We start from the raw sequence: 12,356 nt of genomic DNA, 5'->3' as shown, positions 1-12,356 counted from the left end.
GCGGCAGGTCGGCGGCACCATCGGCGTCGCGGTGCTGGGCACGGTGCTCAACGCCGGCTACCGCGACGGCGTCGACGTCGGGGGCCTGCCCGCGCCGGTCGCCGACGTGGTGCGCGGCAGTGCCTCCGGTGCGGTCGCCGTGGCGGAGCGGCTCCACCGGCCCGAGCTGGCCGCGTCCGCACGCGCCGCGTTCACCGGCGGGATGGCCGCGACGCTGTGGGTGTGCGCCGGTCTCACCGTCGCCGGGGCGCTGCTCGCGCTGGTGTTCCTGCCCGGCCGGACGGCGGCGGGAGCCCAGCCGCGAGAATCGGAGCATGACGTCGTCGCCGGCTGAGCCCACTGAGCCCACAGGACTGCGGGAGCGGAAGAAGGCCCGGACGCGTGCCGCGATCCAGCGGCACGCGTTGCGGCTGTTCGACGAGCAGGGGTACGGCGCCACGACGGTGGACCAGATCGCGGCCGCGGCGGAAATCTCGCCCAGCACCTTCTTCCGGTACTTCCCGACGAAGGAGGCGACGGTGCTCTACGACCCGTTCGACCCGGTGCTCATCGAGGCGGCGGCCGGGCAGTCGCCGGAGCTGAGCCCGATCGGCGCGCTGCGGGCGACGATGAACTTCATCCGCGAGCAGCTGCCGGCCGGGGAATGGGACCGGGAACGCCAGCGGCAGCGGCTCGTGTTCCGCGAGCCGGAGCTGCGCAGCGCGGTGATGGACAAGTTCGCCGAGGGCATCGACCTGCTGGCCGGCCTGGCCGCGCGGCGCACCGGCCGGGCGGTGGACGACTTCGAGGTCCGCAACTGGGCCGGCGCGGTGGTCGGCGTGGTGCTGGCCGCGTTCCTCGGCGCCGCCGCGGACCCGGAGGCCGACACGCTCGTGGTCATCGATCAGGCCGTCGCCCACCTGGACGCGGGTCTGCCGCTCTGAATTCCGGAATTGATTTCGCATTTCCGCGTCCACGTCGGGAGGAAACCGTGTGGGTGGCGGTGCGAGCGTGGGGGACGACCCATCTGGAGCAGTCGAAACACGCGGTCCGACGGAGTGATGAAGCTAAATGATCACTGTTTACACTCGTGTGGGTTACCCAAACGTTCCATAGTGGACGGATGCTACCAGCAGTGATCCTCGGAATCGGTCATGATGATCTTCAGGGGGACGGGCAAGGTTTCGCGGTTAATCCAATGCGGGCCAGTTCGCCTCATTCAGATCCGGCACGTAAGGGTGTTAAACGTCCCGAAGCGGTGATCGGGTGGCTTATCTCCGACACGGGGGGTATCGATTTACCTCGTCAGGTCTCGATGCCAGGAGGTAAGGAATGAAAGCCAAGTTCGGGCGAGTCATCGCCCTGGTGGCTGCCGGCAGTCTGCTGGCGGTCGCGACGGCGGGGATCGCGTCGGCGAGCCCGGAGGGGGGCAAGGGTTCCTCCAGCACCCAGGCCCTCGCCGCGCAGGTGCTCCAGATGCGTGACGACCTCACCAAGGTGGCCTACGCGGGCGACGTCGGCGCCACGCGGACGGACCTGGATCGGCTGAGCCCGGTCCTCGCGGACATCGCGGCGGGCAAGCGCTACACGATCCAGACCGAAACCGGGCAGCTCGCGGGCCTGGCCAAGGGCCGCGCCGACGAGTCCAACCGGCTCCTGGCCGACCCGACGGCGAAGGCGCGCCAGCTGCCGCCGTTGCCGCTGCCGATCCCTTCGCTGCCGGATCTGCCCGGTCCGCTGAAGATCGTCAGTGACCTGGTGAAAGCCCTGCTCGCCGCGGTAACAGGCATCCTGGGCGGTCTGCTCGGCGGCCTGCCGGTGCCGCCGCTGCCGCTGCCGCCGCTGCCGGTACCGGGGTCGTAGCCACCGCAGGGAAACAGGGGGCCCGGAGCCCGGCCGCGGACATTCCTCCGCGCCGGGCTCCGGCGTTCCCGGGCTGTTCAGTGCACTTTGGACAATCCCTGCCGCAGCGCTCCTGCCATCTCCGCCAGCGCCTCCCGGAACCGGGTCCCGACCCCGGTGAAGTTGATGAACCCGTGGATCAGGTCCTCGTGCCGCCGCAACGTCACCTCGACCCCCGCCTCGCGCAGCTTTTCCGCGTACGCCTCGCCCTCGTCACGCAACGGATCGAACCCCGCCGTGACCACCAAAGCCGGCGGCAGGCCGCTCAAGTCCGCCGCGCGCAGCGGGGACAGCCGCGGGTCGCTCAGGTCCGTGCCCTCCGGCACGTAGTGCCCCTCGAACCACTTCATGTGCACGTCGGTCAGGAACAGGTCCTCGGCGAACAGGTCCTGCGAGCGGTACCGCCGCGCGAAGTCCGTCGCCGGGTAGATCAGCAGCTGGAACGCCGGAACCGGGCCGCCGCGGCGGACGGCCTGCTGGGCCGTCACCGCGGCGAGGTTGCCGCCCGCGCTGTCGCCGCCCACCGCGATGCGCGCCGGGTCGGCACCCAGGTCGCCCGCCTTCGCCACCGCGTACTCGAACGCCGCCAGCGCGTCCTCGGTCGCCGCCGGGAACGGGAACTCCGGGGCCAGGCGGTACTCGATCGACAGCACCCGCACCCCGGCGTGCTTGGCCAGGAAGCGGACGGCGTTGTCGTGGCTCGCGCGGGTGCCGATCACCCAGCCGCCGCCGTGGAAGAACACCAGCAATGGCGATTCCTCGGGCAGTCCCACCGGCGTGTACAGCGTCGCGGGCAGGTCCCCGTCGGGAGTCGGAACGGCGATCTCGCGCACCGAAACCGGCTCGATCGGCTTGCCGCTGACCAGGTGCCTGCCCAGGTCGAGCAGGGCCCGCGACTGCTCGACCGAGCCGCGCACCAGCTCGGCGCGAGCGATCCGCTGGAGCCGGAGGAGGAGCTGGGCGTCGAGCGCGAGCTCCTGGCCGTCGATGCGGACGGTCCGGCCGGCGATCGCCCGCCGCACCGGCGTGGGCAGCCAGAACGCGAGCTGGGACGCGGCCGCCTGGGCGCGGACCGGGAGCGGGATCGCCATGGTTCCTCCATCAGCGTCGGGGCTGGAGTGAGGCTACTTGCCAGTAGGTAACAGGTCCAGTTGTGACCAGGACCTCGGTCCCAGAGTCTGGTCCTCCAGTTAAGTAGAGGGGTTAGCCTGGAAAACGTGACTTCAGCCAGGACGGTCAACGTGCTCGGGATCGGCGGCTCTCTGCGCGAGGGCTCCCAGTCCGAACGCGCGCTGCAGATCGCGCTCGACGGCGCGGCGGAGGTGGGTGTCCGGACCCGGCTGCTCACCGGCCCGGAACTCGTGCTGCCGTTCTACGACGCCGGCGTCCCCGAGCGCGACGAGCGCGCCACCCGGCTGGTCGAGGCCATCCGGGAGGCGGACGGGCTCATCGTCGTCTCGCCCGGCTACCACGGCGCCCTGTCCGGCCTGGTCAAGAACGCCCTGGACTACGTCGAGGACCTGCGCGAAGACCGCCGTCCCTACCTCGACGGCCGCGCGGTCGGCCTCGCCGCCGTCGCGTACGGCTGGCAGGCCGCGGTGACCACGCTCGAGCAGCTTCGCACGATCACGCACGCCCTGCGCGGCTGGGCCACCCCGCTGGGCGGCTCCATCAACTCGGCCGAGACCAAGTTCGACGAAGGCGGCGGCGCGTCGGACGAGAAGAGCGTCCGCACCCTTCGCCTGATCGGGCGGCAGGTCGCCGAATTCGCGGTGACGCGCACCGCATGACGTTTCGCCCGGGGAGTGCCGGGTAAGCCATCGACGTGATGCCTGCCATGTGGGGGCACCGTTCCGCGGGTGCGGGATGTTGTGCCCAGTGAGACGCCCGCTGTGGGGTGTCCGCGACAGAAGGCAGGCTGAGCATGGGTCAGGCGCTTTACACCGCGGTGGCGACGGCGCGCGGCGACGGCCGCAACGGCGAAGTGACGTCCTCGGACGGTGTCATCGACGAGTCGCTGGCCATCCCGAAGGAGATGGGCGGCCCGGGCGGGGACAAGACCAACCCGGAGCAGCTGTTCGCCGCCGGCTACTCGGCCTGCTTCCACAGCGCCCTGCAGCTGGTCGCCCGCCAGGCGAAGGTGCCGCTGAACGGCTCGACCGTGACCGCGGAGGTCAGCGTGCTCAAGCAGGAGGTCGGGTTCGGCCTCGGCGTCGCGCTGAACGTGTCGCTGCCGGGTCTCGACCAGGCCCAGGCCGACCAGCTGGTCGAGCAGGCGCACCAGGTGTGCCCCTACTCCAACGCCACCCGCGGCAACATCGAGGTGGCGCTCTCCGCCACCGTCTGACCCGCCGCCCCGGTCCGAACCAGTACGAGGAAAGGATCACCGCCAGATGAGCAAGTCTCCGATCAAGAGCCCGCTTTCCGAGGCCGACAAGGAGATCACCGGCAACGCCCTGCAGGCGACGCTGGTCGATCTGGTCGACCTGTCCCTCATCGCCAAGCAGGCGCACTGGAACGTCGTCGGATCGAACTTCCGCAGTGCGCACCTGCAGCTCGACGAGCTCGTGAACACCGCGCGCCAGTACGTCGACGAGGTCGCCGAACGCGCCAACGCCATCGGCATCTCGCCGAACGGCAAGGCGAAGACCGTCGTCGAGAGCTCGGGCGTGCCCGAGTACCCGGACAACTGGCAGTCGGTGGAGTCCACGGTCGCCGCGATCGTCGACATCCTCTCGGCGCTGATCGAGCGGCTGCGCCAGCGCATCGACGAGACCGACAAGAGCGACCTCGTCACGCAGGACCTGCTGATCGAGATCACCCGGGCGCTCGAAGAGGCGCACTGGATGTGGCAGGCCCAGCAGGCCTGACTTTTCGCCACGAAAGGGCCGTTCCCGGCGGAACGGCCCTTTTCCGTCGGTGCGGGCCAGTACGTTCGGTGGCATGGTCTTGCATCAGGGGAACGCCGATCGCCCGGACCGCGCGGCGGGGACGAACCCGTTCTACGCCGGGACGAACCCGGCACTGGCGGCCGATTTCGTCATGCCGCACGACAGGTTGCGCGACGACTCGCTGCCGCCGGACACCGCGCTGCAGCTCGTGCGCGACGAGCTGATGCTGGACGGCAACGCGCGGCTGAACCTCGCCACGTTCGTCACGACGTGGATGGAGCCGCAGGCCCGCGAGCTGATGGCCGAGTGCGTCGACAAGAACATGATCGACAAGGACGAGTACCCGCAGACGGCCGAGCTCGAGCGGCGCTGCGTGAACATCCTCGCCGACCTGTGGCACGCGCCGGATCCCACGGACATCATGGGCTGCTCGACGACCGGTTCGTCGGAGGCGTGCATGCTCGCCGGGATGGCCCTGAAGCGGCGCTGGGCCCGCCTCGGCCGCGGCGGGAAGCCGAACCTGGTGATGGGCGCGAACGTCCAGGTGTGCTGGGAGAAGTTCTGCGAGTACTGGGAAGTCGAGCCCCGCCTGGTCCCGATGGACGGCGACCGCTACCACCTCATGGCGGACGAGGCGGTGGCCCGCTGCGACGAGAACACGATCGGCGTGGTGGCGATCCTCGGCTCGACGTTCGACGGCAGCTACGAGCCGGTCGCGGAGATCGCGGCGGCCCTGGACGCCCTGGAACAGCGGTCCGGCTGGGACATCCCGGTGCACGTCGACGGCGCATCGGGCGCGATGATCGCCCCGTTCCTCGACCCGGACCTGGAGTGGGACTTCCGCCTCCCGCGCGTGGCCTCGATCAACACGTCGGGCCACAAGTACGGGCTGGTGTACCCGGGCGTCGGCTGGGTGATCTGGCGCGACAAGGCCGCGTTGCCGTCCGAGCTCGTGTTCAACGTGAACTACCTGGGCGGCGACATGCCGACGTTCGCGTTGAACTTCTCCCGGCCCGGAGCCGAGGTCGCGGCCCAGTACTACACGTTCGTCCGGCTGGGGCGCACCGGGTTCCAGGCGGTGCAGCAGGCTTCGCGTGACGTCGCCGTGCACCTGTCGTCCGGTATCGAGGCCCTCGGTCCGTTCTCGTTGCTGACGCGGGGTGATCAGCTCCCGGTGTTCGCGTTCACGACCCGCCCGGACGCGGGGTTCGACGTCTTCGACGTGTCCCGCCGGTTGCGCGAGCGCGGCTGGCTGGTGCCGGCGTACACGTTCCCGGAGAACCGCACGGACCTGGCGGTGCTGCGGATCGTGGTCCGCAACGGCTTCACGCACGACTTGGCGGACCTGCTGCTGGCGGATCTGCGGCGGGTGCTGCCGGAGCTGGAGCAGCTGGGCGGCCGCCCGAAGGACCCCGCGCAGGCGACGGCGTTCCACCACTAGCTCACCGAGGACTCGGGTAGCCGAGGGTGCTCCCGGACTGCCCGAGTCCTGGTCAAATGCTGCTGGAGCTCGAGGTGCCGGAACTGGTAGCTCACCCCGGACCTCCTGAGTAGTCCCGCCTCACAAGCCCATTGCAGGAACCTGGAAAGTCGCAGGGGCAGGGTGCCCTTGGCGGCCGCGTACGCCATTCCTACGGCGTATCTGGTCCAAGCCGGAATCAGTGCACTTGCGACAAGAAGCGATATCGCGAGAAAGTCGGAAAGAATATCGATTCTGATCGGTGTGCGACCTTCGGCAATCCAGTCGAGTGCGTCGAGTGTCAGTGTGCCGATCAAGGGAACAAGCACGACGAAGAACAACAGCTCGAATCTCAGGGTTGACCGGGGTGTTGTTATGTCGATTCCGTGGTTCCATTCGGTCATGCGTGCCGACAGTGCATTGACGGCTGTGGAGAGTATTCCGGATACTATGCCAACGGAAACCCCGATGAAAAGGATAAACAAGACCGCGACGAAAATATTGCCGAGCAGTGTTTTTGGCCATTCGAGCTGTCCGCTGCCGCTGGTTGCCGCCAGCAGCGCTGCGCCGGAGACCATGCCGACCATGGTAGCGCGGACCGCCGTTCTGGTGCCGGCCTTCGCGCTGAGGCGAAGCCGATCTCTGGGCGATATCCGAACTCGATTGCGGACCCACGGGGTCGGCCATTGCTGGCTCGCACCCGTGAGCACTATGCCGGGCATGCCCAGGAGAAGTACTGCGAGGAGCGTTGTGATGATCAGTGTTGTCGCCCACGGGTCGGTAACGCCGAGCGCACTGAAGAAAAGCGGGAGATTTTCGGTCAATTTAGTGCCGAAAATAACAAAAAAGAACGAGTAGTACAGGAGTAAGCTCACGGCCATGTGAGTGTATCGGACGGTCGTTCGGCCGGAAATTGGCCACAGCAGATGTGGCGTGAAATCGATGCCGGAGAGCCCTGGTGGTGTCCCGGAGTCCTGTGAACTGATGGTTGCCTGCCAGTTCAGGTGTGTCGCGAGGTTCTCGAGCCAATGCTCCACTTTTTCCGGAGTGTACTTCGTTGACTTGCGTTGATTCTCTTTTCGGGTTGCCGCCGAGACGTAAGAATCGAGCAGGAACTCTTCGATTTTCGTCGGCTGGATCGTTGACGGGTCATGGTGAGGGGCGAACATCTCTTCGGGATCGCGAGCCCCGTCGAACAAGGTGGTCGCGAGGTGAAGCCGCCAGGGTGTCGACAACACCTCATCCAGGACTTCCGTGTGCTCGTCGAGTGTGGTGAGCCATCGCTGGCGTTGATGGCGGGCGGCCTCGAACCTTCTTTCGATGTAGCCCACGATCTGTGCGTGCTGTAGCGGAAGGATCTGCACCTTGGTCGAATCGCGCAGGGCTGCGCCGCCGGCTTCCAGCTGTGCATAACGAGCCGATCGACAGGTCAGCACCACCCTTCCGCGGGCCGGTCCGTCAATGTATTCATTCAATACCTGAAGGGCGTGCAACGCGCGGCGCGGTTCTTCGGCGTCGGCTCGATCCATCTCGTCGAGGCCATCGAGTACCGGCAGCAGTTTCCGGGGGCGCGCGGTCACCAGTTCTTTTGCGCTGGCGGCTCTGATGTCGTAGTCGACAACCAATCGGTCGGCCAGCCAGTCCTCGAAATCTTGGTGGATATCCCAGCCGGCCAGGCTCAGGCGGATCGGGATGGTCGGATTCGGATCGTCCGATTGCAACAACTGCAGGGTGAGCTCGATGCTCATCATCGTTTTACCGGAACCGGGGTCACCCAGGATGATCAGCCGGCCGGTCGGCAGACTCGTGAAGAATTCCCCGATATCGGCTAAATCTCCGCGTGTTCCGCCGCGGATGTCCTGGTAGCGGACGATTCCGTTCATCAGTCGGCGCACCAGCGACGGTCGATGCGTGGTCCCCGGCGTGTTGCCGGAGTAGCTCAAGTTGGCTGATGCTGTGTCGGCGAGCAGGTCGTATCGGCTCGACTCTTCCCTGCGGAATATCTCGGAGGCGAGTGATTCGATGGCGCTCTTCGGCGTTGACGTGCCGCGCAAGCGAGCCTTGACCCAGGCAACGACCTTGGTGAGTGCGGTAGCCGAGGCGATCAGCAGGCCGGCCACCTGGATCAGTCTGGCGACCTGTTGCTCGTCGAGGTCCTGCCGGCGAAATATCTCTCCTGAAACCAGAAGCAACACGGCAAGGAACAACCAGATCCACCAAGGCGTCTGCCGGGCGGCTCGCAGTTTCACCCACCACGTGCGCATCGTCGTATTGTGGCGGCTCGGGACGACCGCAGGTACCCGGCGGGCTGACCTGAGGCAAAGGGAGTCTCGGGGTCACCTGAGTGGCGTAACTGCCCGATCGGAACGAAGGCCGGTGCGACGGTGGGCACGTGCCCACCGTCTCTTCCCGTCGCCAGGGCGTCTACCGGCGGGTAACGTCGCTGGCATGGGTGTCGCTGCTGACGAACGCCGGGCGCTGAGTGCGCTCTTCCAAGAACTCGGGCCGGACGCGCCGACGTTGTGCGACGGCTGGACGACGCGGGACCTCGCCGCGCACCTGGTCGTGCGGGAACACCGGCCCGATGCCGCTCCGGGCATCATCGTGCCCGCGCTCGCCGGGTACACCCAGAAGGTCCAGGACCGGTACGCCGCGAAGCCGTGGGCGAACCTGGTCGAGCAGGTGCGGCGGGGGCCGGCGAAGTTCTGGCCCACCGCCATCGGCCCGCTCGACGAACTCACCAACACCGCCGAGTTCCTCGTCCACCACGAGGACGTCCGGCGCGCGCAGGACGGCTGGGAGCCGCGGCCCGCGGACCCCACCCGCGATGCCGCCGCCTGGAAGTCGGCGAAACAGGCCGCCAAGCTGAACCTTCGCAAGTCACCCGTCGGTGTGACGCTGCGGACCAGGGACGGCCGCGAGGCCGCCGTCAAGACCGGGCCCGACCCCGTGACCGTCGTCGGGGCACCGGTCGACTTGCTGCTCTTCGTCTTCGGCCGCGACGCCGTTCACCTCGACTTCGAGGGTGACGCGGCGGCCGTCGGCCGGCTGCAGGCGGCCGACCGGGGGCTTTAGGCTTCGCGGCATCCCCCTAGCGCAGGAGCCGCCATGCCGATGATCAGCGTTGCCATGTTCCCCGGCCGCACGCCGGCCCAGAAGAGCGCACTGGTCCGGGAGCTGACCGACGCCTTCGTCCGCACCTGCGGCGGCAAGCCCGAAGGTGTCCAGGTCACGCTGGTCGAGATCGGTGCCGACCACTGGGCTTCCGGCGGCGTCCTGTACTCGGAACGCTGACCTCGCCGGGAGGCCGGACGGCCTCCCGGCGACACGTCAGCGCAGGCCGAGGGCCCGCAGCGCGAAGTGGACCTCGATCGCGGTCTGCTTGATCGTCTCCGCGATCACCAGCGAGCCGTGGCCCGCGTCGTAGCGGTAGAACTCGTGGTGCAGCTCGCGGCCGCCGAGGCGGTCGAGGTAGTTCTCGATCTGGCGGATCGGGCAGCGCGGGTCGTTGTCGCCGGCCAGCACGAGCACCGGCGCCGTCACGGCGTCGACGTACGTGATCGGCGAGCACTCCCGGTACACCGCCGGCACGTCCTCCGGCGAACCGCCGAAGAGCGCGCGGTCGAACGAGCGGAGCTGCTCCATCTCGTCCTCGTACGCGGCGACGTAGTCCGCCACCGGCACCCCGGCGACGCCCGCCGCCCATCGCGTCGGCTGGGTGCCGAGCGCGAGCAGGGACAGGTAACCGCCCCACGAAGCGCCGTTCACGACGCACTTCGCCGGGTCGCTGAGTCCGGTTTGGACGGCCCAGTCGTGGACCGCGGCGACGTCCTCGAGCTCGGTCAGCCCGGGACGGCCCTCGATGGCGTCGCGCCAGGCCGAGCCGTAGCCGGTCGAGCCGCGGTAGTTGACCTCGACCACGGCGAACCCGGCGTCGAGCCAGGTCGCGCGGTAGGCGGAGAAGCGGTCCTCGTCCGCCGCGTGCGGGCCGCCGTGCAGGGAGAACACCGTCGGCAGCGGGCCCTCCGGCGCGCCCGACGGCCGCGAGACGAGCGCGTGGATCCGCCCGCCGATGCCCTCGACGAACGCGTCGGTCACCGGCTCCGACCCCGGCGCCCGCTCACCCGGCGGCTCGAGCAGGATCGAGTCGGTGCCGTCGCCGGTCCGCGCCCGGACCGCGGTCGGCTCGGCGGCGCTGGACCACGAGTACTCGACCGTGCCGTCCGGGCGGACGCCCGCGCCGCCGATCCGGCCGGCCGGGGTGTCCACAGAGGACAACTCGGCCGTGTCGAGGTCGTAGCGGTACAACGAACTGCGGCCCTCGTGGAAGTGGACGACGAGCAGGGCGCGCGCGTCCGGGTACCAGCCCGCGACGACCTCGCCGGGCAGGTCCAGCTCGATTTCGGTCTCGGTGTCCGCCCGGACGTCCCAGACGAGCAGCTCCTCGCGACCGCGGCGCTCGTGCAGCACCAGCAGCCGCTGGTCGCCGGGCAGCGGCGAGAACTCGAGGGCGGAGAGGCCCTTGCCCTCGCCGTCCCACTTCTCCGAAACGGTCCCGAACCCGTCGGTCGCCAGTACCCGCAGCGCGGGGTGACGCGAGTCTCCGTGCTCGGAGTGCGAGATCGCGATCAGGCTCTCGTCGCGGGAGAGGGACGCGATGCCGGCGTCGTCCGGGTGGCTGTAGAAGCGGTGCGTCTCGCCGCCGATCCGGGCGAACAGCTCGCTGCCGTCGTCGGTCGAGACACCGACCGCGACGAGCCGGGTGCCGATCTCGAGGCCGGCCGGGTAGCCGTCGTGGACGTCGGGGACGGCCTTCTCCGGCTTGCTGCCCTCGGTCGCGGCGAACGGCTCGCGGACCCAGGAGCCGAACTCGTCGCCGTAGGTGTCGTCGAACCACCAGATCCACTCGCCGTCCGGGGACGGCGTCGAGTGCAGGGTGCCGTTCGGCCGGTCGGTGACGCGGCGGTGCTCGTCCGTCGCGCGGTTCCAGGCGTAGACCTCCCAGACACCGCTGGCGTTGGAGACGTAGACGTTGGCCTCCGGGGCGTCGCGAGCCCACTCGGGCACGGAGATGCGCGGGGCGTGGAAGCGGGCGCGCCAGCGGGCTTCGGCTTCGGCGTCGTCGAACAGCCGGTCCGGGACCACCGCGGGCGGATATTGGTTGGCTGACTGCGTGCTCACCCCTCGATCCTGCCACCTTCTGGCCGTACTGTGTGCGGGGTGCTGGAGGGTTACGCGCCGGGCTACGGGCGAGACGCGGTGTCGATGATGTCCGCGCGCACGGCGGCGGAGCGCGCGACGTTCGCCCAGCCCCTGTTCCGGCCGGGCATGTGGGTGGTCGACCTGGGCTGCGGTCCGGGCTCGATCACCCTGGGCCTGGCCGCGGAGTCCCGGGTCACGGGCGTCGACCGGGACGCGGGTCAGGTGGCGATGGCCCGGGAGCTGGCCCGCCGGGCCGGAAGGTCCACAGTGGACTTCGTGGTCGGGTCGGCGTACGACCTGCCGTTCGCTTCCGGCAGCGTGGACGTGGCGTTCTCGCACGCGCTGTTCGAGCATCTTTCCCGTCCTGCGGACGCACTGGCGGAGCTGCGCCGGGTGCTGAAGCCGGGCGGGCGGCTGGCCTTGTCCACATCGGACTGGAGCAAGGCGCGCCTGCGGCCGAAGACGGCGAACGTCGACGCGGCCCTGAGGGGCCACTACCTCCTGCGCCGCCGCGCGGGCGGCGACCCGTTCGCCGGCCGCCACATCGCGGAGGAGTGCGTCCGGGCGGGCTTCACGGAGGTGGCTTCGCGCGCGAAGTACCGCGAGGACATGAGCTACCGCGACCTGGCGAAGTACGTGGAGTCGAGGCTCGACGCGGCGATCACGGACCCGGCGTACGCCCGCGACCGCGACCAGCTGGCGAGCGCGGCCCGCTCGGCGTGGATGTGGACCCGCGGTGGTGACGGAGATTTCAGCCAGTGCTGGGTGGAGGTGACGGCCACCCGCTGAAACCAGAAGAGCCGGTGTCCGAAGACACCGGCTCTTACTCGTCGGGGTGGCGGGATTCGAACCCACGACCTCCTCGACCCGAACGAGGCACGCTACCAAGCTGCGCCACACCCCGAGGTACTGCTTAACGGGTC

12 protein-coding genes, 1 tRNA gene and 1 pseudogene are annotated in these 12,356 nt (G+C 69.1%); 10 read left to right on the top strand and 4 right to left on the bottom strand.

Annotated features, from left to right (window positions below; genetic code table 11):
- The 3 genes and pseudogenes from CCN39_RS10780 to CCN39_RS10770 all read left to right on the top strand — a co-directional run.
- Positions 1–334, top strand: a pseudogene (locus tag CCN39_RS10780) (MFS transporter); the annotation flags it as partial.
- A complete protein-coding gene (locus CCN39_RS10775; RefSeq protein WP_208630200.1) occupies positions 315–923 on the top strand; it encodes an acyl-CoA-like ligand-binding transcription factor in 609 nt (202 codons plus the stop codon). The pseudogene CCN39_RS10780 and the gene CCN39_RS10775, both read left to right, overlap by 20 nt.
- 388 nt (positions 924–1,311) lie before the next feature.
- Positions 1,312–1,842, top strand: coding sequence for a hypothetical protein (locus CCN39_RS10770; RefSeq protein WP_086840861.1), 531 nt, complete (start codon positions 1,312–1,314; stop codon positions 1,840–1,842).
- A 77-nt stretch (positions 1,843–1,919) separates the two neighbouring features.
- Here the strand turns inward: CCN39_RS10770 and CCN39_RS10765 are convergent, their stop codons facing one another.
- On the bottom strand, positions 1,920–2,972 hold the full coding sequence (locus CCN39_RS10765) for an alpha/beta hydrolase (RefSeq protein ID WP_086840859.1): 1,053 nt from the start codon (positions 2,970–2,972) through the stop codon (positions 1,920–1,922).
- Positions 2,973–3,098: 126 nt separating this feature from the next.
- Between CCN39_RS10765 and CCN39_RS10760 the strand changes: the two genes are divergently transcribed.
- From CCN39_RS10760 to gad, 4 genes are all read left to right on the top strand, one after another.
- Positions 3,099–3,671 carry an NADPH-dependent FMN reductase gene (locus CCN39_RS10760; protein WP_208630199.1) on the top strand — a complete coding sequence of 191 codons (573 nt, stop codon included), beginning with the start codon at positions 3,099–3,101 and terminating at the stop codon, positions 3,669–3,671.
- Between the two features lie 134 nt (positions 3,672–3,805).
- Positions 3,806–4,228 carry an organic hydroperoxide resistance protein gene (locus tag CCN39_RS10755; RefSeq protein WP_086840854.1) on the top strand — a complete coding sequence of 141 codons (423 nt, stop codon included), beginning with the start codon at positions 3,806–3,808 and terminating at the stop codon, positions 4,226–4,228.
- Between the two features lie 46 nt (positions 4,229–4,274).
- A complete protein-coding gene (locus tag CCN39_RS10750) occupies positions 4,275–4,751 on the top strand; it encodes a Dps family protein (RefSeq protein ID WP_086840853.1) in 477 nt (158 codons plus the stop codon).
- Positions 4,752–4,824: 73 nt separating this feature from the next.
- Positions 4,825–6,213: a glutamate decarboxylase gene (gene gad, locus CCN39_RS10745; protein ID WP_086840873.1), complete on the top strand. Its 1,389-nt coding sequence runs from the start codon at positions 4,825–4,827 to the stop codon at positions 6,211–6,213.
- Here the strand turns inward: gad and CCN39_RS10740 are convergent.
- Positions 6,210–8,495 carry an NACHT domain-containing protein gene (locus tag CCN39_RS10740; protein WP_086840851.1) on the bottom strand — a complete coding sequence of 762 codons (2,286 nt, stop codon included), beginning with the start codon at positions 8,493–8,495 and terminating at the stop codon, positions 6,210–6,212. The genes gad and CCN39_RS10740 overlap by 4 nt on opposite strands.
- Before the next feature lie 184 nt (positions 8,496–8,679).
- On the opposite strand from CCN39_RS10740, the gene CCN39_RS10735 reads away from it, so the two are divergent.
- Positions 8,680–9,306: a TIGR03085 family metal-binding protein gene (locus tag CCN39_RS10735; RefSeq protein WP_086840849.1), complete on the top strand. Its 627-nt coding sequence runs from the start codon at positions 8,680–8,682 to the stop codon at positions 9,304–9,306.
- Positions 9,307–9,339: 33 nt separating this feature from the next.
- Positions 9,340–9,525 carry a tautomerase family protein gene (locus CCN39_RS10730; RefSeq protein ID WP_086840847.1) on the top strand — a complete coding sequence of 62 codons (186 nt, stop codon included), beginning with the start codon at positions 9,340–9,342 and terminating at the stop codon, positions 9,523–9,525.
- A 36-nt stretch (positions 9,526–9,561) separates the two neighbouring features.
- Here the strand turns inward: CCN39_RS10730 and CCN39_RS10725 are convergent, their stop codons facing one another.
- Positions 9,562–11,412, bottom strand: coding sequence for a S9 family peptidase (locus CCN39_RS10725; RefSeq protein ID WP_086840845.1), 1,851 nt, complete (start codon positions 11,410–11,412; stop codon positions 9,562–9,564).
- Positions 11,413–11,451: 39 nt separating this feature from the next.
- Here CCN39_RS10725 and CCN39_RS10720 point away from each other — a divergent pair, with 39 nt between their 5' ends.
- The gene (locus CCN39_RS10720) at positions 11,452–12,222 is read left to right on the top strand and encodes a class I SAM-dependent methyltransferase (RefSeq protein ID WP_086840843.1); all 771 of its coding nucleotides are present in this window, start codon (positions 11,452–11,454) and stop codon (positions 12,220–12,222) included.
- Between the two features lie 41 nt (positions 12,223–12,263).
- Here CCN39_RS10720 and CCN39_RS10715 read toward each other — a convergent pair.
- A tRNA-Pro gene (locus CCN39_RS10715) sits at positions 12,264–12,337 on the bottom strand.
- Between the last annotated feature and the right edge of the window lie 19 nt (positions 12,338–12,356).

The organism is Amycolatopsis kentuckyensis (genome assembly GCF_002155975.1).
Classification (GTDB): Bacteria; Actinomycetota; Actinomycetes; order Mycobacteriales; family Pseudonocardiaceae; genus Amycolatopsis; species Amycolatopsis kentuckyensis.
The sequence above is the reverse complement of the archived record's forward strand: the minus strand, read 5'-3'. Positions and strand labels throughout refer to the sequence as shown.